This is a genomic window from Roseobacter sp. CCS2, from assembly GCF_000169435.1.
In the GTDB taxonomy this organism is placed as follows: Bacteria; Pseudomonadota; Alphaproteobacteria; order Rhodobacterales; family Rhodobacteraceae; genus Yoonia.
In genome coordinates this window covers 259506-283594 of sequence record NZ_AAYB01000001.1, presented here as the reverse complement: position 1 = coordinate 283594, position 24089 = coordinate 259506, and the positions used below count along the sequence as shown (strand labels likewise).

Here is a 24089-nt window from a genome sequence, read left to right as displayed (position 1 = left end):
ATTACATCCTTAGAAAAACACGAAGCAGACCCAGAACGGATAGTGCCAATAGCAACATCACCGCAAATCGTCTGAATGTCGAAGGGGAAGCAGACAGAAACTGACGCCCACCCAGCCAAACGCCGACGCCCAAGATGGGAAATGCCATAGCAACCCCGATGGCTGTGTCCCATGTCACCAAACCGCCTGCCCAAAGCAGGGGCATCGTGATCATGTCCAGACCGGTGAGGTAGACGATCATTGTCGCGCGAAAGACCGCAGCTTTCATGGGTTGCGCCGACATGAACGCGGCCACGGGCAAACCACCGATCCCGGCGCTGTTGCACGCGCCCGATACGATCCCCACACCGCCGTGGCCCAGTGGGCCGATCCGGGTTTTGAGTGTCCAACCGGTCAGCAACACCAAAGACATCACCAAGATGATGGCTGATATCGCGATGCGTGCGGTTTCTTCGCCCACCGACAAGATCACCGAGACTGAAAAAGGCAGTGCCACCGCGGCCCCCGCCAACAGCCACAAAACCCTGCGCCAGTCTACATGACCGCGAATGCCGCGGGCTTGAAAGACTGTCATCAACATTTCGCATGCAAAGACTACCGGAATAAGAGGGAGCGGGTTTGTGACAAGGGCCGCGAAGGCAATAAAAATCGCCGAGAACCCAAAACCCGAATAGCCCCGGACGTAGGCGGCACCCAGCAAAGCAATTGCAAGGGCCGCCGCTGTGCCGGGGCCAAGGTCGAATGGCAAGCTTACTCAGCTGCCATGTCGGATGCAGAGATACCCGCCACTTCGACAGGCTTCTTCATCGCATCACGGCGGAAAGGTTCACCCAACTCCTGGTTCAGGATCACTTCGATCAGGGTGGTTGTGTTGTTTTCCATCTGATCTTTGATCGCCTCGTTCAGTGCGGCTGTCAGTTCGTCCATTGTCTTGACCTGCACGCCTTTCAGACCGCATGCGTTGGCGATGCCAGCATAAGACACTTTCATGTCCAGTTCGGTGCCGACGAAGTTGTCATCGAACCACAATGTAGAGTTCCGCTTTTCAGCACCCCACTGGTAGTTGCGGAATACGATCTGTGTGATGGCGGGCCATTCGTCGCGACCAATCGCCGTCAATTCGTTCACAGAGATACCGAATGCGCCGTCGCCAGCGAAACCGATGACAGGTACATCTTTTTGGCCAATTTTCGCGCCGATGATGGCCGGCAAACCGTAGCCACAAGGCCCAAACAGGCCCGGCGCCAGATATTTGCGTCCTGTTGGAAAGCTTGGGTAAGCGTTGCCAATCGCACAGTTGTTGCCGATATCAGACGAAATGATGGCGTCTTCTGGCATTGCGGCCTGAATGGCACGCCATGCCTGACGTGGTGACATCCAATCAGGACGTGCTTCACGTGCGCGTTCGTTCCATGTGGTGCCCGGATCATCTTCTTCGTGATCAAGCGAGGTCAGTTCCTGCGCCCAAGCAGATTTGGTTTGCGCGATCATGGATTTGCGATCAGCGCGGCCAGCATCACCGGCTGTGTCGGACAATTGCTCTGTAATGCCTTTGGCCACCTTTGCCGCGTCACCCACGATACCGACAGTGACTTTTTTGGTCAGGCCAATGCGGTCCGGGTTGATGTCGACCTGAATGATTTTGGCATTGGTGGGCCAGTAATCAATGCCATAACCGGGCAGTGTGGAGAACGGGTTCAAACGTGTACCCAGTGCCAGAACAACGTCAGCTTTGCTGATCAGCTCCATGCCTGCCTTTGATCCGTTATAGCCCAATGGACCTGCGAACAGCGGGTGGTTGCCGGGAAACGCATCGTTGTGCTGGTAGCCAACACATACCGGCGCGTCGAGCTTTTCAGCCAATACGCGGGATGCTTCAATGCCGCCTTCGGCCAGAACAACGCCAGCGCCGTTCAGGATGACGGGGAATTTTGCAGTGGACAGCATTTCGGCCGCGGCAGAGATGGACTCTGTCCCACCGGGGGAGACTTCGAAATTAATTGGCTCTGGGATTTCGATGTCGACAACCTGTGTCCAGAAATCGCGTGGGATGTTGATCTGGGCTGGGCCAGACAAACGGTGTGCTTTGGAAATGACGCGTGCCAGCACTTCGCAGATGCGCGTCGGGTCGCGGACTTCTTCCTGGTAGGCCACACAGTCAGCGAACAGGTTCATCTGTTCCATTTCCTGAAAACCACCCTGGCCGATTGTCTTGTTGGCCGCTTGCGGTGTGACCAGCAAACATGGCGTGTGGTTCCAGTAAGCTGTCTTCACGGATGTCACAAAGTTTGTGATGCCGGGGCCGTTTTGGGCGATCATCATGGACATTTCACCAGTGGCACGGGTATAGCCATCAGCCATCATGCCGGCGGTCATTTCGTGGGCGCAGTCCCAGAATGTGATGCCCGCTTTGGGGAAAATGTCAGAGATTGGCATCATGGCAGAGCCGATGATCCCGAATGCGTTGCGAATGCCGTGCGCTTGGAGCGTTTTGACGAAGGCTTCTTCGGTGGTCATCTTCATGGCGGTGGGTCCTTCCCTAAAATTCCATAGAAAACGGGGACGCAGAATCCCCCGATTTTCGCTGTGCTGACATTATGGTGCGCAACCAACTCGAGTTAGGTCCAATTGGTTATCGTTCTTACGGCCAGCAGTAATTATTTTGAGACTCTGGGTCTCAAAAATTAACTATTATGGATAGCCTTGGCGATCAAGCGGATTCCTTCAGGAATACGGGACGAGGGAATGGAAGAATACGCAAGCCGCAGGTAGTTGCTGGGTGGGTCTTCTCTTGCGAAAAATGGCGCGCCGGGTTCAACCAGCACGCTATCGCTTTGCAAACATTTGGCAATTTCCGTAGTGTCAACGGTTTCAGGTGCCTTCAACCAAACCGAAGAGCCACCATAGGTACCTTGCCCTACAATCGTCAGCCCATGTTCGTGCAGCGCATCAACCATGACCTGCCTGCGTTCGTGGTATGTCTTGCTCATCCGTCGCACCAGCGCGTCGTAATGTCCCAACGACAGATAGTAGCTGACAGTGCGCTGAATGTGGCCGGGTGGATGACGAAGAACAGTGGCGCGCAAGGCACGGGCTTCGCGGATGAATGGGGCGGGACCTACAAGGTAGCCAAGACGCAGACCGGGGAACAGTGATTTGGAAAAGGAGCCGACATAAATCACCCGACCGTTCTTATCGAGGGATTTGAGGGACGGTGACGGCGATTTCAGAAACGACATCTCGAATTCATAATCATCTTCGACGATCACAAAATCCTCGGCCTCGGCCTTGTTCAACAGGGCCTCGCGGCGTTTCAGTGGCATTGTCGCGGCTGTGGGGCATTGGTGGCTTGGCGTGGTGAAAACCACATCCGTTTGGTCCGGTAAATCCTGTGGTGGCAGCCCGTCATGATCAACGGGAATGACACTTAGCTGACAACGCGACTGCGTCAGGATCGTGCGTAGCGCTGGATAACAGGGGTCTTCGATGGCTGCGCGACGGCGACCATTCAAAAGCACCTGTGCGGAAAGCCAAAGCGCGTTTTGTGCGCCCATCGTGACCAGTATCTCGTCGGGGTTGGCAAGGATGCCGCGACGCGGCAGGGTCTGGCGCGCAATGAAATCCACCAGCAGCGGATCATCGCCATCAAAATAGTCAGATGTCAGCGCATTGAAATCCCGCATCCCTAACGCGCGCAACGCGCATAACCGCCAGTTGGCGCTGTCAAAAAGCGTTTTGTCAGCTTGGCCGTAAATGAACTGATAGCGGTAGTCGGCCCAATCTGCGGGTTTATCCAGGCTGAGCCCCGGGGTGAAACGTTGGCCGATGGTCCGGGACCAATCGACCGTACCAGCGTTGAAGCGCTGGGCGGGAAAGGCCGGGGGTTCGGGCGCGTTGTCAGATACAAAGTAGCCTGACCGGCCGCGCGACATCAGATAATCGTCCGCAACTAATTCCGTGTAGGCAAGGGTGACCGTGATCCGGCTGACACCAAGATGAGCCGCCATTTTGCGTGAAGATGGCAGGCGTTCACCGGGACGAAACCGCCCGGCAAGTATACCCTGCGCGACCATCTGTTGAATGCGCGCCTGAAGCGTGCCTTCGGCAGAGGGATCAAGGAAAAATGTTTCAACAGAGATGGACATGGTCTGGCCCTAATTTACCTACCAGACTGGACCTAAATTCAGATAGCTTCAAGCTATGCCAGATAGTGGCAGAAAGATTTTCCAGCCGTTTTGCGATTTTCGCGACGGAAAGATGGCCGTCGCGCGTTTCATCATCACACCCTTTCGGAGACGCGCAATGAAACTATTCCAAATCGCCTTCATCGCCGGGCTGGGCATTATGTGTCTTGCGACAGTTGCCACATCCAAGACGCTTAATGCGCCGTGCAAAGTTTCGGTGCAGGAGCTTGGTCTTCCTGCACCGATTATATCTTAACCCAAGACGCGTGTAATCGCTTCGTCAACGGCAGCGGTGACTTGGTTCAGGTCATCCACAGTCGCAATAAGTGCAGGTGCGAACAACAACGTGTTGTTATAACCCGGCAAGGACCGGTTGGTGGCACCAATGATGATCCCCTGCGCCATGCAATCCGCCACAATTGCCGCGACTTTCTTTTCGTCGACAGGTTCCTTGGTTTGACGATCTGTCACCAGTTCCGCACCTGCGAACAGGCCCATGCCACGCACATCGCCGATCCATTTATGCTTTTCCATCAGCGCATGCAGATTGCCTTGCAGATGCTCACCCATCGCAACAGAGTTCCCGCGCAGGTCTTCTTCTTCAATGATCTTCATGTTCTCGATTGCCGCGACGGGGCCACCCGTGCAGCCGCCGAAGGTCGAAATATCGCGGAAGTAGCCAAGATGATCACTATCATCCTTGAACATATCGAACACCCGGTTCGTCGTGACGCAGCAAGATATTGCGGCGTAACCAGAGGCCACACCTTTCGCCATTGTCACGATGTCAGGTTGCACACCGAATTGCTGATAGCCGAACCATGTGCCGGTGCGACCAATGCCACAAACCACTTCGTCGATGTGCAGCAGGATATCGTATTTTTTGCAAATTTCCTGAACACGTTCCCAATAGCCTTTTGGCGGCACAATAATACCGCCGCCAGCCGTGATCGGCTCAAGGCACAGCGCGCCGATGGTGTCGGCACCTTCTGCCAAGATCACATCTTCAATCGCTTGCGCGGCCTTTGCACCATATTCTTCACCAAGGCTGCCATCTTGTGAACGGTACTCCATGCAGTGCGGTACACGGACAAAGCCGGGTGTGAAGGGGCCGTATTGTGCGTTGCGTTCATCCTGACCACCCGCCGACATCGTCGCGATGGTAGAGCCGTGGTAATCGCGTTCACGGTAAAGGATTTTCTGTTTCTTGCCGCCATAATGCTTGTGGCTGATCTGGCGGACCATCTTGAACGCCTTTTCATTCGCTTCAGAGCCCGAGTTGGCATAATAAACGCGGTCCAAACCGGGCATCTTGTCGATCAGCATTTCAGCAAACTGCGCGCCGGGAATGGTGCCAGCGGTGCCACCAAAGAAACACATCTTGGTGACCGCGTCAGAGATTGCTTTGCCGATCCGTGCGCGGCCATAGCCCACGTTGACGGTCCAAACGCCACCAGAGACCGCATCAATATGTTCTTTACCTTTGATGTCCCAGACGCGGAGGCCTTTGCCTTCGACGATAATGCGCGGATCAATGGTTTCGTAGGGTTTGTGCTGGCTCAGGTGATGCCAGACATGTGCCCGGTCTGCTTCAATGACGGTGTCGGGATCGTTTGCGAATGTCTGCGTATCCATGTCCGATGCTCCATAAAAATCAGGGGCGGTGGGCACGAATCCATCGGCGCCCGTCCGCAACATCTTTAGTTTGCCTGCAGATCAGCGTATCTCAATAGGGCCAGATATTATGCATGATTATATCCAAAATTACCCTTCAAGACAACGCAGGGCCGGATACTGGCCCTCTAAATCATTGAAAAACTGTTTGAATAGTTCAAACGCCCCGACGTGCATCGCCACCCGCGCCCCCGGAAACCACAAAAATCAATGATTGACGTAAGCCCATGAATTTCTTTCGCTGTGCCTCGACTTGCCGCAGGTTTGTGCATTCAGACAAGCGCGAGGCCAATCAGGCGTCATTATGGCGTCAAACAACCGGCTGCGTATGTTGGGGCTTGGAACCCAAGTCCATTCATGCTCAGCTACTATTGCAAGGCGGGTAAACCGTCAAAAGATGTGGCCCTTAAGCCAAGGGTCGCGACATGGGAGAATAATGATGAACATGAAAAACGCACTTATGGGCGCAGCTGCTGGCGTCGCACTGATGGCAGGAACGACAACTGCTATGGCCGACGGCCATGATGAAATCACCGTTGCTTATTTCCTTGAGTGGCCAATGCCATTCCAGTTCGCAAAAGTGAACGGGACATATGACGAAGAGATGGGCGTCAAGGTCAACTGGGTCAGCTTTGACAGCGGTACGGCGATGTCAGCTGCGATGGCATCTGGTGATGTACAGATTGCAGTCAGCCAAGGTGTACCACCTTTCGTTGTTGCAGCCTCTGCCGGTCAGGACCTTCAGATCCTGGATGTGGCCGTATCCTACGCTGAAAACGACAACTGCGTTGTGTCTTCTGGCCTTGAGATCGACGCCGACAGCGCCGACGAATTGGCTGGCAAGAAAGTTGCTGTTCCACTGGGCACAGCTGCGCACTATGGTTTCCTGCGTCAGATGGACCACTTTGGCGTTGATCTTGCGTCGCTTGACGTCGTGGACATGGCCCCTGCCGAAGGTGCCGCCGCTTTGGCCCAAGGCCAGGTTGATATGTCTTGCGGTTGGGGTGGCGCGCTGCGCCGCATGAAAGAGCACGGCAACGTGTTGCTGACTGGCGCCGAGAAAGAAGAACTGGGCATTCTGGTGTTTGACGTGACATCTGCACCCGCAGGTTTTGTTGCTGAAAACCCAGATCTTGTTGCCAAATTCTTAGAAGTGACTGCTGACGCAAACAGCGCGTGGAATGATGGTTCCGGCGTCGCGGAAATGCTGCCTGTGATCGCAAATGACGCAGGTATGGACGAAGAAGCAACTGCCGAAACAATGGCAACATTTGTCTTCCCAGACGTGCCAACACAGCTTTCCGAAGCATGGCTTGGCGGCGCGGCCCCGTCCTTTATGAAAGGTGTGGCTGACGTATTCGTGGAATCCGGTTCGATCCCATCGTCCTTGGACAGCTACGAAGGCGCTGTGAATACTGGCCCTTTGATGGCTGTAAGCGAAATGTAAATCGCACTGACCGGCGCGCAGAATACTGCGCGCCGGTCTTCCATTCTTTGTCATGATGATTTCTGCCCAGACGCAGAAATTTTCAGGGGAAATAATGGGATACGCTATGTCAGGGTTACAAATAGATAGGCTATCAATGCGCTTTGACCTGCCAAACGGGTCATCGGTGCAGGCGCTGAAAGACGTCTCTCTTGATCTTAAAGCAGGTGAATTGTTGTCGGTATTGGGCCCGTCGGGCTGTGGTAAAACCACCCTCCTGAATATCGTCGCGGGGTTTTTGGCACCCACCGAAGGACAGATCATTCTTAATGGCCATACTGTCAAAGGGCCAGACGCCGAACGCGGCATGGTCTTTCAGCAAGGCGCCTTGTTTGAATGGATGAGTGTACGTGAAAACGTGGGCTTTGGCCCGTCGATGAAAGGGATGCCGAAGGCCGAGAAGGCTAAAATCGTCGATCACCTTCTGGATGTCGTCGGTTTGCAGGATTTCAAGGAAAAGGCGGTTTACGAACTGTCCGGCGGTATGCAGCAGCGCGTGGCCCTGGCCCGTTGCCTTGCCAATGAACCGGATGTGATCTTGATGGACGAACCGCTGGGCGCGCTTGACGCGCTGACCCGCGAGAAGATGCAAGGTCTTGTGCTGAAGCTGTGGAAAGAAACCGGCAAGACGATCATTCTGATCACGCACTCTGTGGAAGAGGCGCTTTTGTTGGGCGAACGCCTGATCGTCATGGCGCCGCGTCCGGGCCGTATTCACACTGAATACCGCCTGCCATTTGCAGAAATGGGTGTGGGTCAGGACCTGCGCGAGGTGAAAAAGCATCCCAAGTTTGGTGAAGTCCGCGAAGAAATCCTCGGGATGATCTGGGACATGGAAGAAGAAATCATGGGCCGGACAGAGGACGCATAATGGAACTGTTAGGAAACCTCTGGGGCGAGCTTTGGGCCGTTTTGACAACGCTGTTGGCGGCGGCCCCTTACATCATTGGCTACATCCTGATCATCCTTTTGATGATGGTGATCTGGAGTGGCATCAAACGCCTGCTGACGCCAAAGCATGACTACAGTTCCCTGAAAACGGTGACTTTTGGCGATGAAAGCGCCGTGACGTCAAACACGGCGGCGTCTGTTGTGTCGATCGTGTTGATCTTCGTGTTTTGGGGGGCGTTTACCGGCTCCAAACTGCTGCCCGGTTTCATGCATGCGCCGGGACCGTTCATAGGCGATGGCAGCTTTGAATATACAATCACCACGCCTGCGGGGGACAGCGATACGGCCACCGTGTCTGTCGTTGTACACCCGACCGGTGAGGAAGTGGACGCGCCTGAGGTGACGGATGGCGACGGCATAGCCAAAAACGACGCAGTGGCGATCCCCGTCTATCGTAGCGAGCTTTTGCGTGTAGATCGCAATGATGAGATGGGCCGCGACGAAGAGACGTTTATTACGGCCGTGGACGGCGACGCCATCGCACCCGGCGGATCGGTTGATGTGGCCTTTGGGCGGATTGCAATGTCTGACAAAGGCACGCTGAATATCATCCCGTCCACCGGCTTGCAGATGGAGCCGATTTGGCTGCCATCACCCGAAGCGGTGTGGAGCCGTTTGGGCGAGATCGCGACGGTGGGTTATCGCAACTCGACCTTGGCTGAACACCTTGGCTATTCGCTGTTTCGTGTGATCGTGGGCTTCCTTTTGGGCGCTTTGGTGGGGATCCCGCTGGGCTATGCGATGGGTTTGTCAAATTGGTTCCGGGGGTGGTTTGATCCGATCGTGGAATTCATGCGCCCTGTGCCGCCGCTTGCCTTGATCCCGCTGGTGATCATTTGGGCGGGGATTGGTGAGGTTGGTAAAATCATCCTGCTGTTCCTCGCGGCCCTTTGGATTATGGCGATTGCGGCGCGGTCCGGTGTGTCCGGTGTGCGGATTTCCAAGGTGCATGCGGCCTATTCATTGGGTGCGTCCAAGTGGCAGATCATGCGCCATGTCATCATCCCGAATTCGCTTCCCGAGATTTTCACCGGGGCCCGTGTGGCGATGGGCGTGTGCTGGGGCACGGTTGTTGCGGCTGAACTGGTGGCGGCAGAAAAGGGTGCTGGCATGATGATTATGGTGGCGTCCAAATTCCAAAGCACAGACATCGTTTTGATGGGGATTATCCTGATTGGCATCATCGGGTTCAGCATTGATATGCTGATGCGTCAGGCCGAAAAATGGCTCGTGCCATGGAAGGGCAAGGGTTGATCCAGGACCCTTCATTGACAACCTGAAGAACAAGGGCGAGGGTGCAAATCCTTCGCCCTTTTTGGTTTAATTACGTGCAGTTTTCTGACCTTCTTTTACTTGCGCCGGCCTTTGCCGCCTTCGTTATTCTGGTGCTGTTGCGGCGACGACGTCGGCCACCTGCGCGCCCATTGGATGTGGCCAAGCTGCCGCCCAATTCCATCGTCGTTGATGGATCAAATGTGCTGTATTGGGGGGATGAGCCGTCTTCCGATATGGTGCTGCGCGTGCTGCGGAATTTGGAGGAAAAAGGGTATACCCCTATCGTCTTTTTCGATGCCAATGTCGGCTATGTCCTTGATGATCATTACTATAATGAGGCCAAGATCGCTTGGCTGATCGGTGTGCCTGCGCATCATGTCTGCGTTGTAAGTAAGGGCGTTGTGGCGGATGAGAGTATTCTGGCGTTCGCCACGGATCATAACTTGCGCGTTGTCACCAACGATAAATATCGCGATTGGCGGCTGCGGTTTCCGCATGCGGACAAGAGGGGCGTTTTGATTGGGGGCGCGTGGCGCGACGGGGCCGTGAAATGGCGCGGCAAGCTTTAGGCGAGGTTGGCTGCCGGGCAGTTGCGAAAGGCCGTGATCGCAGGGCCGATGTCTGTCAGGTCGAAACCGACAGTGGTGTCACCAAGCATCGCATAGGCGCGTGTGTTGAACTCCAACCCGTTGAGGACATTGCCGAAACCGCGGTCTTTCACAGTGATGCTGCGGCCATCGGGGCTGATCACATGACGGTCGGTTTGGATACTGAGCGGTCTGTCATTGGCGAAGGCCATACCGAAGGTCAGGTCACTGGGCCATTGGCCTTCGGGCAGTGTCACGGTGACCGCATATTCGGTCATGGCCGGGTCGTAGGTGACGGTGATATCGCCTGCCGCAGATGTGTCCGTCAAAGTGCAGATCGGGCTGGCCGAAAACTCCCACGCGGCGGCGGGTGAGGCGAGGAGCAGGAAGGCGATAGCGATGCGCATGACGGGGATGTAGCGGGATCAAAGCGCAGGGCAAGCAACGCGCGGTGGGGATCGGAGCGCGGCAGCGACCCCGGCGCGTGGAATCATGTGTTAACGCTGGGATTTGTGGGGGATTGGGGCGTATGCAATGCGTACACAGGCCGTACACAACCCGTATGTACGCGGTGTACGGTTTGTGCGGGTTAAGGCAGCGTGCAGTGGATTTGTGAATTTGGGGTTAAGGTTTGTGCCTCAGGTGTATTTGCTGACCGGCAAGATACACGCTATGCGTGAGTCTAACTCACCTTGGAGCGAACACCACCTTGTCTACTTTATACATATTTCTCGACGAAGGAGGTAATTTTGACTTTTCTGCGAACGGTTCACAGTTCTTCACTCTCACCAGTGTCAGCATGCATCGTCCGTTCAGTTTGCATACTAAGCTTGATACCTACAAATATGATCTTATCGAACATTTGATCATGCCACGACTGCAGTTGGAGTGTTTTCACTGTGCTGATGATAACCCACATGTGCGTAGGCGCATGTTTGATTTGCTTGCATCAGATTTGCAGCCAAATTCTGTGGATGCGGTTGTAGTTGAGAAACGCAAAACTGGGACTGCGTTGCAAGAGGCAGAAAAGTTCTATCCAAAGATGCTGGGATTTCTTTTGCGTTTCGTTCTTGAAAAAACACCTCTTGGCATTGAGGAATTGGTGATTATCACCGATACAATCCCCGTCAATCGAAAGCGCCGTGCGGTAGAGAAGGCGCTAAAACTTGTTTTGGCAGATATGTTGCCAACAAGAACACCATATTCGATCATGCACCACGCTTCGCGATCTCACTATGGACTGCAAATTGCCGATTACCTGAATTGGGCAATCTTAAGGAAGTGGGAAAAGGGTGATCAGACCGCTTACGATCAGATCAAACATTTGATCCGTAGCGAATTCGAGATATTCCGATCCGGTACCCGTAATTATTATTGATGTGACCCCCCCGACTACCTTACGGAGAACCCCTTGGGTTCTTATCATCGGGGGGGAACCTTTAATGGCTAAATACACACCAATAGTGCTAATTTCAAGTTAAGTCTGGTCGATTGCGCTTTACCGCTTCTTCCCCCCATACCTACTTTTCCCGCCGCGCATACCACCACGTCCACCGGTACTCCGTCCTGACGCTTTCTGTGCATCGTCCACCGCTTTATCCACGGCTTGCTGTCTTGCCAGCGGGTCGTCGGCCACTGTGAGTTCGACCGTTTCCAGTCGTTTCACTTCGTCCCGCAGGCGGGCGGCTTCTTCGAACTCCAGGTTCTCGGCTGCTTTGCGCATGTCGGTGCGTAGCCCGTCCAGCACGGCAGCGAGGTTTGCCCCGGCCATGGGTTTGTCGACCTTGGCTGTCACCCGGTTCATGTCGACGTCGCCTTTGTAGAGGCCTGCGAGGATATCCTCGACGTTCTTTTTCACTGTCTGCGGCGTGATGCCGTGTTCTTCGTTGTAGGCCACTTGCTTCGCCCGGCGGCGGTCGGTTTCTTTGATTGCCCGCTCCATCGAGCCGGTGATGCGGTCGGCGTACATGATGACCCGCCCTTCGGCGTTGCGCGCGGCGCGGCCTGTGGTTTGCACCAGTGAGGTCTCAGAACGTAGGAAGCCTTCTTTGTCCGCATCCAAGATTGCCACCAACCCGCATTCGGGGATGTCGAGGCCTTCGCGCAGCAGGTTAATCCCGATCAGCACGTCGAAGGCCCCCAGCCGCAGGTCGCGCAGAATTTCGATCCGCTCAATCGTGTCGATGTCGGAGTGCATGTAGCGGACTTTGATGCCCTGTTCGTGCATGTATTCGGTCAGATCCTCGGCCATGCGTTTGGTTAGGGTTGTGACCAGCGTGCGGTAGCCATCGGCGGCGACTTTGCGCACCTCATCCAGCAGGTCGTCGACTTGCATGTCGACAGGCCGGATTTCAATTTCGGGGTCGATCAGGCCTGTGGGGCGGATGATTTGTTCGGTGAAAACGCCGCCTGCCTGTTCCAGCTCCCACGCCGCCGGAGTCGCTGAGACGAAGACGGATTGGGGGCGCATGGCGTCCCATTCTTCGAACTTGAGCGGGCGGTTATCCATGCAGGACGGCAGGCGGAACCCGTGTTCGGCCAGTGTGAATTTGCGTCGGTAGTCGCCCTTGTACATGCCGCCGATTTGGGGAACGGAGACGTGGGATTCATCGGCGAAAACGATGGCGTTGTCGGGGATGAATTCGAACAGGGTGGGGGGCGGTTCACCCGGCGCGCGGCCTGTCAGGTAGCGCGAGTAGTTTTCGATGCCGTTGCAGACGCCTGTGGCCTCCAGCATTTCGAGGTCAAAGTTGCAGCGTTGCTCTAACCGCTGTGCTTCCAGCAGTTTGCCTTCGCCGACCAGTTGATCCAGCCGCATACGCAGTTCTTTTTTGATGCCGATGACGGCTTGGTTCATGGTTGGTTTCGGTGTGACGTAGTGCGAGTTGGCGTAGACGCGCACCTTTTCAAACGTGTCGGTTTTGTCACCGGTCAGCGGGTCAAATTCGGTGATGGTTTCCAGTTCTTCGCCGAAGAACGACAGTTTCCAGGCGCGGTCATCAAGGTGGGCAGGCCAGATTTCCAAGCTATCGCCGCGTACCCGGAAAGTGCCCCGCTGGAAGGCCTGATCGTTGCGGCGGTATTGTTGGGCGATGAGATCTGCCATGATCTTGCGCTGGTCGTATTCCCGGCCCACGTGGATATCTTGCGTCATGGCGCCGTAAGTTTCGACAGAACCGATGCCGTAGATGCAAGACACGGAGGCCACGATGATGACGTCGTCCCGTTCCAGCAGTGCGCGGGTGGCAGAGTGGCGCATCCGGTCGATCTGTTCGTTAATCTGGCTTTCTTTTTCGATGTAGGTGTCCGAGCGGGCGACATAGGCTTCGGGTTGGTAGTAGTCGTAGTAGCTGACGAAGTATTCGACGGCATTGTCGGGGAAGAAGCCTTTGAATTCGCCGTAAAGCTGGGCGGCGAGGGTTTTATTAGGTGCAAGGATGATCGCGGGGCGCTGCGTTTCTTCAATCATTTTGGCCATGGTGAAGGTTTTACCGGTGCCGGTGGCGCCCAGCAGCACCTGATCGCGTTCGCCGTTCACGATGCCTTCGGACAGTTCCTTGATCGCTGTGGGCTGGTCACCTGCCGGTTCAAATTCGGTTGACAGCACAAAGCGCTTGCCGCCTTCCAGCTTTTCGCGGGTTTTGACGTCAGGGGCGGGGTTGGACAGGAATTGCTCTGCCTCGCGTTTGTCGGTCTGGGCGTATGCCATGGGAACGGTCCTTTGGGGTCACGCCTATAGTTGATGTGTTTTGAGGGCGGTTCAAGGGCGTCTCCTGACAGGATGTGTCATGAGGGTTGTGACACCTTATCCCTCTGCGAGATCAAGATATGCGGTCAGATGTGGGTCGGCACGGTCGGCGGCTGCACGACCGGCGTGATGGAACAACACCTGGTTCGCGCGCATGACTGCGCCCCATTGGATCACACGTTGCGGTGTTTCATTAATGGCCGGGGCGAACACCGCTGCGCGATGCTGAATGCAATTGATAAAATCCTGCACCGTGGGTCCGCTTGGCCGTTTCACCAAGGCGCGGTGAAATTCGGCAGCTGGGTCTGCGCGAAAACCCTTGGGGTCGATCAGTCGTGGGCCTGCTTGTGTGAGGATGGCGTTGTTGAAATCCAGATCGCCGTGGATCACCGTTTGACGCTGCGTGGTTTGAACCAGTTTTTCGAAAAGGCGCATGCTGCGCGTGAGGTTTTGATGATGCGGGGTATTCTGCAGGCCCTTCGCGCAACGCGTAAAGCGCCGCATGAGCCATGTTTCAAGTTTGGGCAGTGTAAATGCATATCGGAAAGATGCTTGGGCGAGTGCGGAGGCAAGCTTGGCGAGGTGGGTCTCCGCCTCTGTTGCACGACCCTCTGCCAAGCATTCTTCAAGTGTTGGTCCCTCGAGCCAATCCAGCAGTACTGCGCGGCGCAGCGGGCTGACCCGCAAGAGCTGAACCCCGATGCCATCGGGTAGGCCGCGCAAGAACGGCACGGCCCCACCTTCTGAGCCAAGTTTACGGTTCAGTTTCAAGACGGCGTTTCCGTCGGCAGTACTGACTTTATAAACGAGACGATCCGCGGTGTGCTTGAGCGGAGTATCCAGATGGACGTTCCAGCGCGCAGCAATCTTTTCAGCCCGTTCAATCAGGTCTTGGGTTTGTGGTGATTGGTTAGTCCGGGCGGTAGCCATCAGTGCATCCTTTGGTTTTCGCGTATGCGCTCTGTTGGCGCCGCGCTTAAGTGACGCTGCCGTGAGAGAGGTGAATACGTACTTCTATGCATGCCATTATATTTGATCCTTTTGACTGAACCCTATGGTTGATGTGTCTGGATTTGGGTCCAAGGGTGGCGTCTGGCAGGGGGTATCAGGCGTGTTTCAGAACTGGGAAAGGTCGAGGAGAGCGTGCAGATAGGGGTCGACTGTGTCAGGTGATGCCGCTTTGAGTTTACCAGTCATGACACGACTACCCCACCCTACGGTAGCCCACATCAGAATGCGTTGCCGATCAATTCCGGTGGCATCAGCAAAAAGCGTTGCCCTTCGTAAGACACACTCATTGAAAGCGTCAACAGGCGTGTCGTGGTGATTGGGGATGAGAACCAGCCGATATTCAGCCGCCGGGTCGGCGCGCAAGCCTTTAGGGTCAAATAAGCGCGGACCTTTTGGTGTCAATATCGCGTGTTGATACTGCATGTCGCCGTGAATGATTGTCTCGACTTCTGTTGTTTTCAGCAGCGTATCCAAAATGTCTTGCATTTTCTGGAACATTTTTTGCCGCGTGCCGGTCTCGGCGGCGACAGCCGCTTTGAAGGCTGATGGCATTCTGGCGCTTCGCGTTTTGCGGTAAAGCAGGTGATTTTTGAAAGTTACCTTTGCGAGCTTTCCTGCCACATTTGCGAGGTGCTGTTCGGCTTCAATTGACTGCCCTTTGGCCATAAGGGTCGCTAGCGACGGTCCATCCAGCCATTCCATCAGGATTGCGCGGCGCAGGGGACTTGTTCTGTAGACTTTCAACGCGATATCGTCTGGAAGCGTGCGCAGGAATGGAACTGCTGCACGTTCGCCGCTGCAGTGCAACTTTCCATATAGCTTTAAAACAGCGGGTCCGTTCGCGGTCTCAACCTTGTAGACTGCGCGTGACTTGGTCAGCTGCAGTTGATCTTGTAACGTGAGGTCCCAGCGGGTCGCGATCCGAGATGCGCGGTGCGTCAGGTAATTCTGTTCCGGCATGTGTTATCCAATGCGTGACAATCAGGTGGATGTGACGGATTTCCTGCTTTTTTGCAAGTCGACCCAAGACCTGTTGGATGGTGATGTCGCCGTTACAAAGCAATCTTGTGCGATGACTTGCCTAGACTGAAAAGATCGGAAGATAGCATTTTCGACCTGCCCCTGGTCAAAGGACAGGTCTGACCCGACAACAGGTTGTTTTCGGCTGACCCAGCGTCATCGCAATAGTTTGAATTTCAACTTGCCAGATGATCATGCTAGTTTCGTTCTGGTGGTGGTTTGGGCTTGTTTTTCTGATGCTTCGCTGTGCTTTTGCGTTCTTGTTTGTCTTGATCGGCAGCCTTTCCGGGGCGGCGGATATCGCTTTTCAATCACCATCCGGCAATATCCGTTGCGACATGTCGCGGGACACGCTTTTGTCGGTCCGGTGTGAATTGGGTGTTGATCAGCAAAGCTATACCAATCGCCCAACATCGTGTGAGGGGGACTGGGGCACATCTTTCGGTTTGCGCCAAACCGGGACCGGTCTTGTGGTCTGTGCAACCGATGCCGTCCCCGCGCCCGAGGACCGGCCTGTGCTGCCCTACGGACGCCGTGCCATTCTTGATGGTATCACCTGTCGTTCAGAACGCTCTGGTGTGACATGCACCAATATCGAAGGCGGCGGTTTTGAAGTGCGCCGCGCCGAACAAAGGATCTTTTGAAAGCAGCGTCGTCAGTTGACCTTTGAACCGTGTTGTCGCAGTTGATGTATGACACGCATGAAAGGGCCCGCTGCCATGTCTGACCATATTGATCCTGCCAAACTTGACCGTCTTGCCGAAGTTGCAGTCCGCACCGGTGTGAATCTGCAACCGGGACAGGATCTGGTGATTACCGCGCCGATGGCGGCCCTTGATCTTGTCCGCCGGATCACCGTGCATGCCTATAAGGCGGGTGCGGGCATTGTGACACCGTTCTTTAATGATGATGCCATTACCTTGGCGCGCTATGAACACGCGCCCGATGAAAGCTTTGATCGCGCGCCAGAGTGGTTGTTTGAAGGTATGGCTGCTGCATTCAAAGGTGGTGCCGCCCGCATGGCGATTACGGGTGATGACCCAATGCTATTGGCAGAGCAGGATCCTGCAAAGGTGGCGCGCTTAAGCAAGGCCACATCCATTGCCGCCAAACCGGCGATGAACCCGATTGTAGGGTTCGAGGTGAATTGGAACATCGTGGCCTATCCCGGTGCAGCATGGGCGGCGAAGGTGTATCCTGATCTGCCAGTGGCAGAGGCGCAGGGCAAATTGATGGATGCGATCTATGCGGCCTCGCGTTTGGATGGCGATGATCCGGTGGCGAATTGGGCCGAACACACGGCCGCTTTGAAAGAACGTGTGAATTGGCTGAATGGCCAGAATTTTGCGGCACTTCACTACACCGGGCCGGGCACTGATCTGCGTCTTGGTCTGGCGGATGGGCATATCTGGAAGGGCGGGGCGTCGCCTGCGCTGAACGGTGTGACCTGTCAGCCGAATATCCCGACCGAAGAGGTGTTTACCTGCCCTCATGCCTATAAGGTTGATGGGACGGTGGCCGCTACCAAACCGCTGGCCCATCAAGGCCGCGTGATTGAGGATATCGCCGTGCGCTTTGAGGCGGGCCGGATTGTCGAGGCCACGGCCAGCAAGGGCGAAGATGTGCTGAACGCCTTGCTAAAGACCGATGACGGGGCCAGCAGGATTGGGGAGGTGGCGCTGGTGCCGCACTCCAGCCCGATCAGCCAGTCGGAGACATTGTTTTACAACACGCTGTTTGATGAAAATGCATCCTGCCATATCGCGCTGGGCCAGTGTTACGCTGATACGATTGAAGGCGGGTCGGAGTTGTCGCCTGAGGAGCTGAAACAGAAGGGCGGTAATCAGAGCATTATTCATGTGGATTGGATGATGGGGTCGGACGCGGTTGATATCGACGGGATCACCAAGACGGGTGATCGTGTGCCGGTGATGCGTGGTGGCGAATGGGCGTGATCCAAATGCTTGCGTCAGCGCGTGGTTTTGCACATATAGAGCGTAGCCAAGGGAGACGCCGACATGCGCGCACGAATCTATAAGCCAGCCAAAACCGCCATGTCCTCTGGCACCGCCAAGACAAAGCACTGGGTGCTAGAGCACGTGGCCGAGACAGCGCGCGAGGTTGATCCTTTGATGGGCTGGACGTCATCGTCTGATACGCAAGCGCAGGTGAAGCTGGAATTCGATACAAAGGAAGCGGCCCTTGAATATGCCCGTGAAAACAGCATTGACGCTGTGGTGCGCGAACCCAAGGCGCGTAAGGCAAATATCCGCCCCGGCGGCTATGGTGAGAATTTCGCCACCAACCGGCGTGGTGCATGGACGCATTAAACCGGCCTATTTGCACTTGCCAAAGCGACAGCTTGCGCGCCATACCAAAGCCCGTGCGGTCCGATAGCTCAACTGGATAGAGCAGCTGACTTCTAATCAGCAGGTTGAGGGTTCGAGTCCTTCTCGGATCGCCATTTTATTATCGTGATCACGAGATCATGGTTTTCCTTAAGCGCGGAAATTCCGGTGGTGTTTTGTGCACGTCATATCGCAGCATCGCGTGTTGCCGGATCTTTCTGTTGGCATCATGTTCCAAAGGTCGTCCGGTCCATAGTTTCCCCGTTCGTCGCACATCTGATGTCGCAATAGTCATAGGCCGGATTGCGTCGCATTGCCAAAGCCCGCTTGTCGGCCCCCCGATCCTATCTTCAATGTTGCCGCCTTCGGCCATCTATGGCATCACACACAAAACATACTGAACGAAAGAGTTTAGATCGTGACTGACTATACCTCCCGCCGTACAATGATGGTCGATACGCAGGTGCGCCCGTCTGATGTGACCAAGTTCCCGATTATTGATGCGATGCTTGCTGTCCCGCGCGAAGCTTTTGTGCCGGATGCAAAGCGTGAAGCCGCTTATGTGGGTGAGAATTTGGATATCGGCGGTGGTCGCGTGATGCTTGAGGCGCGGACCTTGGCCAAGATGATTGATGCGCTGGACATCCAGCCGCAGCATGTTGTTCTCGATATCGCTTGTGGATTGGGCTATTCGACCGCCGTTCTGGCGCGTATGAGCGATTTTGTCGTGGCCGTCGAAGATGACGCGGCGCGTGCGCAGGAAGCGCAATCTATCCTGTCCCAACAAGGTGCTGACAATGCAGCCGTTATGACAGCTGAGTTGAATGCCGGGGCTGCAAAATCAGGTCCTTATGACATCATTATTTTGCAAGGCGCCGCCGAGCAGGTTCCAGAAACGCTATTGGATCAATTGCGCGAGGGTGGTCGGATTGCCGCCGTCTTTTCCGAAGGGACGCTGGGCGTTGTGCGCATCGGGCATAAGATTGACGGGGTGGTCAACTGGCGGTTTTCATTCAACGCCAGTGCGCCCGTTCTTGCTGGCTTTGAAAAAGACACAGCATTTGCGCTTTAGAGAGTGATCGTTTGCGCGGGGTTTCGCGTACCAATTATAAATGAGGTAAGGGCATCGCATGATCAAACGAAAAGGACTGGCCGCAATCGTTATTGCGATGTCATTTATGGGTGCACCGGCACTCAAAGCCGACACGCTGGCAGACGCACTTTCCGCCACCTATAACAACTCTGGTTTGCTGGAGCAGAACCGGGCCTTGTTGCGTGCTGCTGATGAAGGGGTTGCGCAATCCGTTGCCGCGACCCTGCCTGTGATCAACTGGTCGATTTCCGCTGACCGCACGCGTTCGACCTCGCCTATGACAGGTTCGATGGTCACGACAGACTCTGTTTTGGCACGGATCACCGGTGATCTGACGCTTTTTGATTTCGGCGTGAATGCGCTTGGCATCGACGCGCAAAAGGAAGTGGTCCTTGGCACCCGTCAAGCGTTGCGCGGGGTTGAGCAAGATGTGCTGTTGCGCGCCGTTCAAGCGTATATGAACGTGCGCAGCTCGAATGAGTTTGTGCAACTGCGCCAGAACAATATGCGCCTTATCACGCAAGAGTTTCGCGCGGCGCAGGATCGTTTCGAAGTAGGTGAAGTTACGCGTACCGACGTGGCTTTGGCCGAAGCGCGACTTGCTGGTGCGCGTAGCGAATTGGCAAGCGCACAGGGTGATCTGGCGCAGGCGATCGAAGAATACGTTGTGGCTGTGGGTCGTGGGCCCGGCGGGCCACGCGCCGTCAGCCCTGCGCCTGTGTCGCGCAGCATTGCTGACGCCAAAGCATTCGCAGTCCGCAACCATCCCGCCATTTTGGAAGCCCAGCACAGCGTGTCTGCGGCCGAGCTTAACATCATGCGCGCCAGGGCGGCCACGCGGCCACGGGTGTCTTTGAACGGGTTTGTCAGCACGGACGAGGATTCAAACGAGAGCGCCCAACTGGGTGTCAGTATCGGAGGGCCGATTTATCAGGGTGGCCTGCTTCTTAGCCAATTACGCCAAGTACAGGCCAACCGCGATCAGGCGCGTTCTGCTTTGCACCTGACAACACTTGCGGTCGAGCAGCAGGTCGGCGTTGCATTTGCATCGCTGCAGGTTGCGCAGGCTTCGCGTCAGGCATCCGAACAGCAGATCCGCGCAGCGCGTGTTGCATTTGAAGGTGTCCGTGAAGAGGCGACACTTGGGTCGCGCACCACGCTGGACGTTTTGAACGCAGAACAAGAACTGTTGGATGCGGAAACGAACCGGATTGCCGCGCAATCCTCTGAGGTTATTGCGTCATATGCGCTATTGGCCGCCATGGGGCTTTTGACGGTTGATCACCTTAATCTGCCGGTACAGCAGTATGATCCGGCAGAGTACTATAACCTTGTGAAAGATGCGCCATCTGCGCTGTCTTCGCAGGGGGCCGCACTTGACCGGGTGTTAGAGGCTATCGGAAAAGAGTAACGGCGCTGTTGTTCGGGGTAATCCCGTTCGCTAAAGTCTTGTGACTTGGTGAAAATTCGGGATGAACAGGATGTCCAAGATGGCGCCGACTGATGATATTGATGAACTCGTCTCGTCAGTGCGCGATTTCGTCTCGCACAAAGAGCCGCCGCGCACGCGGTCGCGCATTCTTATGGATCGTCTTATTCTGACGCCTGAACAACGTGTGCACGATACAAAAATCGCCAAAACACCAACAAATATTGCTCTTGCATACGCCACACCGACAACGCCTGAAACACAGTTGCCGCCAGTCAAGCGTTACGACAAAGCTGGGCTGGAAGCCACGATCGCTGAATTGGAAGCGGCGGTTACGGCGCAGTTCGATGACTGGGAAGCCGATGAAGGTGAAAGCTTTGATCAAGAGGCATGGGCAGCCAGTGCTTTTCCCGTTGCACCGAACGATTCGGCGGCTATCGCTGAAATCCCGCTCGTGTCGGTGGATCTGTCCGCGACGGATGATGCAGATGCGCCACAGTTACCGGATACGGAAGACCCTGTCGAACCAGCGCTTGATGCTGCTATCGAAGATCTGTCCGGCATTGATGAAGGCGCGTTGGCTGCATCTGTGATGTCCGGATTTGATGAAGACGCCTTGCGCAGCCTTGTCGTAGAGATTGTACACGATGAGCTGGGTGGCGAATTGGGTGAACGGATTACGCGCAATGTCCGCAAGATGGTGCGGCGCGAGATCAACCGCGTGCTGACCAGCCGTGAGATGGGCGAAGGCTAACCTGCCAACGCCAGCAGCTGATCAATATCCATGTGTGTTTCCAGGTGGTCCGCAAGTGCATCAAGCGTGTTTTCGACGCTTTGATTGTAGTCGTGCGCTGTCACAGGTTTCCCGATGTTGGCAAGAAAGGCGGTGCGGAATGCGTCCGCTGCAAATAGCCCGTGCAAATAGCAGCCCATGATCCGGCCATCAGCAGATGCTGCCCCTTCCTGTCGTTCATCAAGTGACAGCCACGCGCGGTCACGGTCCGGCCCTTCCGTCACGCCGATGTGGATTTCATAGCCCTCAATGGTGTCACCCGTCGCCAGATAGGTGGCCTGCGATAGCGCCAGCCGCTTTTCAGGCACCATGACCGTGCGGACATCCAACAGGCCAAGCCCTGCGACTGTTGCAGGCGCGCCTTCAATGCCGTCGGCGTCAACAATCTCTGTGCCCAGCATCTGATAGCCGCCGCAGATCCCCAGTACATGCCCCCCGCGCCGCACATGCGCGGCCAAATCTATGTCCCAGCCTTGCGCCCGGAAATGGGCGAGGTCGGCAATTGTGGATTTAGACCCCGGGATGATGACCAGATCGGCATCACCGGGCAGGGGTCGCCCCGCTTCGATGATATCGACCGTCACATCAGGGGTTGCCGTCAGCGGATCAAGATCATCGAAATTGGCGATGCGGTTCAAGCGTGGTACGGCGACCTTGATCGCCCCGCCTTTGCGATTGGCGATATCCATCACATCTTCGGCGGGCAGTTTCCATGCATCGGCAAACCATGGGATAATCCCCAGCGGGGCCCAATTGGTGCGGGCTGCGATAATATCCATGCCATCGGCAAAAAGGGTTGGATCGCCGCGAAATTTGTTGATCGCGAAGCCTTTGATCAACGCCTCATCCTCGGGCGGCAGAACAGCGTGGGTGCCGACAAGTTGGGCAATGACGCCACCGCGGTCGATATCACCGATCAGTACGACGGGCACATTGGCCGCCGCGGCAAAGCCCATATTCGCAATATCACCTGCGCGCAGGTTAACCTCGGCGGGGCTGCCTGCGCCCTCGACGATTACTAGATCGCGGCCTGCGCCAATACGGCGAAAGCTTTCCAGCACTGGCGGCATCAGTTTGGATTTCTGTTTGCCATAGTCGCGGGCTTTCATCGTGGCAAAGCGTTTGCCCTGAACGATCACCTGCGCGCCAATCTCGGATTCTGGTTTCAGCAAGACGGGGTTCATATCCACCAGGGGGTCCAGCCCGCATGCCATTGCCTGCAAGGCCTGTGCGCGCCCGATCTCACCCCCATCTGCGGTCACTGCGGCATTGTTGGACATGTTTTGCGGTTTGAACGGGGCAACCGACATACCGCGTTTCACACAGGCGCGCGCGATGCCAGCAACCAGCATGGATTTACCCACGTTTGAGCCTGCACCTTGGATCATGATTGCTCTGGTCATTGCTGTCCCCTTCGCTAACTTCATAGGGGCGCAAGGGGCGCGGGGAAAGAGCATGAACACGCCAGCGCATCTGATTTTCGGACTAACGGCATTTGGTAAGGTCGGGCGGCCTGCTGTGACGGCTGCGGCCTTGGCGGGTGGGCTTATCCCGGACCTGTCGCTGTATGTGATGGCAGGCTGGCATTTACAGGTGCTGGGCACATCGCCAGAAGTGGTCTTTGGGCAGCTTTACTTTTCGGATGCCTGGCAAAGCGTTTTTCGGATCGACAACTCAATCATCCTTTGGGGCATTTTGTTTGCGCTGGGGGCAATGCTGCGGTCGCCTGTGCTAATTGCGCTGTGTGGTGCAGCTTTGCTGCATCTTGGGCTGGATTTTCTGTTGCATCATGACGACGGGCGGGCGCATTTCTGGCCGTACAGCAATTGGATTTTTCAAAGCCCCGTCAGCTATTGGGACCCTGATCACTATGGCAACATCGTGGGTGCCATCGAAGTGGCGCTGTCATTGCTGTGTTGTGGAATTTTGATCCGCAGGTTTACCGGCACCGGGATGCGCGTTCTGATTGTGTCGCTGGGTTTGGCAGAGTTTACCCCTTTTATCATCTTCGCGATCATGTTTTCAGGGGGCTAAACGAAAAACGCGGCCCTCCTGGGGGCCGCGTCTTTAGCGCAAAACTCTTTGTTGCTTTATGCAGCGCGCGCTTCTTGCTCGGCTGCATTGCGGCGTTCGCTTTCTTCGCGTGACAAGGCCACGGATGTACGCACACCTTTGCCGACGAATTCCATCAGACCGCCGACAACCCGCTCGTTTGGGTCGATACCGGCGCAAGACAATACCTCACGGCCATCGCGTGAGCGTGCCCAGCGTGCAATCTGTTCTGGGCCGTTGCCGTACTTCTTGTCATCTGCAATTGCATCGTCGAGTGCAGCCAATACCACAGCTGCAAAGAGTTTGCGGGCACGGTTACCTTGCTCATTGTTGAAGGCAGTACCGTCGACGAAATCTCTCATCATGCTTCCCTTTTTTTGCTCTTGTAGTTCCCGCGTGAGGGCCTTTATGCCTGTTCTTATCCGATTCGGGGGGTCT

Annotated in this window: 23 protein-coding genes and 1 tRNA gene; 14 read left to right on the top strand and 10 right to left on the bottom strand. The window is 55.6% G+C overall.

What is annotated here, in order from left to right; genetic code table 11:
• Position 1 precedes the first annotated feature (1 nt).
• The 3 genes from RCCS2_RS01450 to pdxR all read right to left on the bottom strand — a co-directional run bounded on the left by RCCS2_RS01450 (position 2) and on the right by pdxR (position 4145).
• Positions 2–748, bottom strand: a complete 747-nt coding sequence (locus tag RCCS2_RS01450; RefSeq protein WP_008230750.1) for a sulfite exporter TauE/SafE family protein — start codon at positions 746–748, stop codon at positions 2–4.
• A 2-nt stretch (positions 749–750) separates the two neighbouring features.
• A complete protein-coding gene (gene xsc / locus RCCS2_RS01445; protein ID WP_008230749.1) occupies positions 751–2523 on the bottom strand; it encodes a sulfoacetaldehyde acetyltransferase in 1773 nt (590 codons plus the stop codon).
• A gap of 161 nt (positions 2524–2684) precedes the next feature.
• Positions 2685–4145, bottom strand: a complete 1461-nt coding sequence (pdxR, locus tag RCCS2_RS01440; RefSeq protein ID WP_008230748.1) for a MocR-like pyridoxine biosynthesis transcription factor PdxR — start codon at positions 4143–4145, stop codon at positions 2685–2687.
• Between the two features lie 157 nt (positions 4146–4302).
• Between pdxR and RCCS2_RS18250 the strand changes: the two genes are divergently transcribed.
• Positions 4303–4440, top strand: a complete 138-nt coding sequence (locus tag RCCS2_RS18250; RefSeq protein WP_156788398.1) for a hypothetical protein — start codon at positions 4303–4305, stop codon at positions 4438–4440.
• On the opposite strand, the gene RCCS2_RS01430 is transcribed toward RCCS2_RS18250, so the two are convergent.
• The gene (locus RCCS2_RS01430; RefSeq protein ID WP_037293360.1) at positions 4437–5819 is read right to left on the bottom strand and encodes an aminotransferase family protein; all 1383 of its coding nucleotides are present in this window, start codon (positions 5817–5819) and stop codon (positions 4437–4439) included. The genes RCCS2_RS18250 and RCCS2_RS01430 overlap by 4 nt on opposite strands.
• A 484-nt stretch (positions 5820–6303) precedes the next feature.
• On the opposite strand from RCCS2_RS01430, the gene RCCS2_RS01425 reads away from it, so the two are divergent.
• The 4 genes from RCCS2_RS01425 (at position 6304) to RCCS2_RS01410 (ending at position 10139) form a co-directional block, all read left to right on the top strand.
• The gene (locus tag RCCS2_RS01425; RefSeq protein ID WP_156788397.1) at positions 6304–7305 is read left to right on the top strand and encodes a taurine ABC transporter substrate-binding protein; all 1002 of its coding nucleotides are present in this window, start codon (positions 6304–6306) and stop codon (positions 7303–7305) included.
• Positions 7306–7411: 106 nt separating this feature from the next.
• Positions 7412–8215: a taurine ABC transporter ATP-binding protein gene (locus RCCS2_RS01420; RefSeq protein ID WP_037293011.1), complete on the top strand. Its 804-nt coding sequence runs from the start codon at positions 7412–7414 to the stop codon at positions 8213–8215.
• Positions 8216–8316: 101 nt separating this feature from the next.
• The gene (locus RCCS2_RS01415) at positions 8317–9549 is read left to right on the top strand and encodes an ABC transporter permease subunit (protein ID WP_050770787.1); all 1233 of its coding nucleotides are present in this window, start codon (positions 8317–8319) and stop codon (positions 9547–9549) included.
• Between the two features lie 74 nt (positions 9550–9623).
• Complete coding sequence (locus tag RCCS2_RS01410; RefSeq protein WP_232204217.1) at positions 9624–10139, top strand: NYN domain-containing protein; 516 nt, start codon at positions 9624–9626, stop codon at positions 10137–10139.
• Here RCCS2_RS01410 and RCCS2_RS01405 read toward each other — a convergent pair.
• Complete coding sequence (locus RCCS2_RS01405; RefSeq protein ID WP_008230741.1) at positions 10136–10564, bottom strand: hypothetical protein; 429 nt, start codon at positions 10562–10564, stop codon at positions 10136–10138. The two genes, RCCS2_RS01410 and RCCS2_RS01405, sit on opposite strands and share 4 nt — an antisense overlap.
• A 269-nt stretch (positions 10565–10833) precedes the next feature.
• Between RCCS2_RS01405 and RCCS2_RS01400 the strand changes: the two genes are divergently transcribed.
• The gene (locus RCCS2_RS01400; RefSeq protein WP_232204216.1) at positions 10834–11535 is read left to right on the top strand and encodes a DUF3800 domain-containing protein; all 702 of its coding nucleotides are present in this window, start codon (positions 10834–10836) and stop codon (positions 11533–11535) included.
• 120 nt (positions 11536–11655) lie between these two features.
• Here RCCS2_RS01400 and uvrB read toward each other — a convergent pair whose 3' ends face one another.
• The 3 genes from uvrB to RCCS2_RS01385 all read right to left on the bottom strand — a co-directional run bounded on the left by uvrB (position 11656) and on the right by RCCS2_RS01385 (position 15876).
• On the bottom strand, positions 11656–13866 hold the full coding sequence (gene uvrB, locus RCCS2_RS01395) for an excinuclease ABC subunit UvrB (protein WP_008230737.1): 2211 nt from the start codon (positions 13864–13866) through the stop codon (positions 11656–11658).
• Between the two features lie 96 nt (positions 13867–13962).
• Positions 13963–14835: an aminoglycoside phosphotransferase family protein gene (locus RCCS2_RS01390; protein WP_008230736.1), complete on the bottom strand. Its 873-nt coding sequence runs from the start codon at positions 14833–14835 to the stop codon at positions 13963–13965.
• 186 nt (positions 14836–15021) lie between these two features.
• On the bottom strand, positions 15022–15876 hold the full coding sequence (locus RCCS2_RS01385; protein ID WP_008230735.1) for an aminoglycoside phosphotransferase family protein: 855 nt from the start codon (positions 15874–15876) through the stop codon (positions 15022–15024).
• Positions 15877–16124: 248 nt separating this feature from the next.
• On the opposite strand from RCCS2_RS01385, the gene RCCS2_RS01380 reads away from it, so the two are divergent.
• From RCCS2_RS01380 to RCCS2_RS01350, 7 genes are all read left to right on the top strand, one after another.
• Positions 16125–16580, top strand: coding sequence for a DUF6636 domain-containing protein (locus RCCS2_RS01380; protein WP_008230731.1), 456 nt, complete (start codon positions 16125–16127; stop codon positions 16578–16580).
• Positions 16581–16655: 75 nt separating this feature from the next.
• Positions 16656–17891, top strand: a complete 1236-nt coding sequence (locus tag RCCS2_RS01375) for an aminopeptidase (RefSeq protein ID WP_156788396.1) — start codon at positions 16656–16658, stop codon at positions 17889–17891.
• 63 nt (positions 17892–17954) lie between these two features.
• The gene (locus tag RCCS2_RS01370) at positions 17955–18266 is read left to right on the top strand and encodes an ETC complex I subunit (protein WP_008230729.1); all 312 of its coding nucleotides are present in this window, start codon (positions 17955–17957) and stop codon (positions 18264–18266) included.
• Between the two features lie 57 nt (positions 18267–18323).
• Positions 18324–18400 (top strand) — tRNA-Arg (locus RCCS2_RS01365).
• 302 nt (positions 18401–18702) lie between these two features.
• Entirely contained in the window at positions 18703–19356 is a 654-nt protein-coding gene (locus RCCS2_RS01360) for a protein-L-isoaspartate O-methyltransferase family protein (RefSeq protein WP_037293009.1), read from the top strand.
• 58 nt (positions 19357–19414) lie between these two features.
• A complete protein-coding gene (locus RCCS2_RS01355; RefSeq protein ID WP_008230723.1) occupies positions 19415–20788 on the top strand; it encodes a TolC family outer membrane protein in 1374 nt (457 codons plus the stop codon).
• Positions 20789–20867: 79 nt separating this feature from the next.
• Entirely contained in the window at positions 20868–21560 is a 693-nt protein-coding gene (locus RCCS2_RS01350) for a hypothetical protein (protein WP_050770765.1), read from the top strand.
• Here the strand turns inward: RCCS2_RS01350 and RCCS2_RS01345 are convergent.
• The gene (locus RCCS2_RS01345) at positions 21557–23002 is read right to left on the bottom strand and encodes a cobyric acid synthase (RefSeq protein ID WP_037292996.1); all 1446 of its coding nucleotides are present in this window, start codon (positions 23000–23002) and stop codon (positions 21557–21559) included. The two genes, RCCS2_RS01350 and RCCS2_RS01345, sit on opposite strands and share 4 nt — an antisense overlap.
• 52 nt (positions 23003–23054) lie before the next feature.
• Here RCCS2_RS01345 and RCCS2_RS01340 point away from each other — a divergent pair, with 52 nt between their 5' ends.
• A complete protein-coding gene (locus RCCS2_RS01340; protein WP_008230720.1) occupies positions 23055–23633 on the top strand; it encodes a hypothetical protein in 579 nt (192 codons plus the stop codon).
• 56 nt (positions 23634–23689) lie between these two features.
• On the opposite strand, the gene RCCS2_RS01335 is transcribed toward RCCS2_RS01340, so the two are convergent.
• Positions 23690–24013, bottom strand: a complete 324-nt coding sequence (locus RCCS2_RS01335; protein ID WP_008230719.1) for a DUF6280 family protein — start codon at positions 24011–24013, stop codon at positions 23690–23692.
• Positions 24014–24089: the final 76 nt, after the last annotated feature.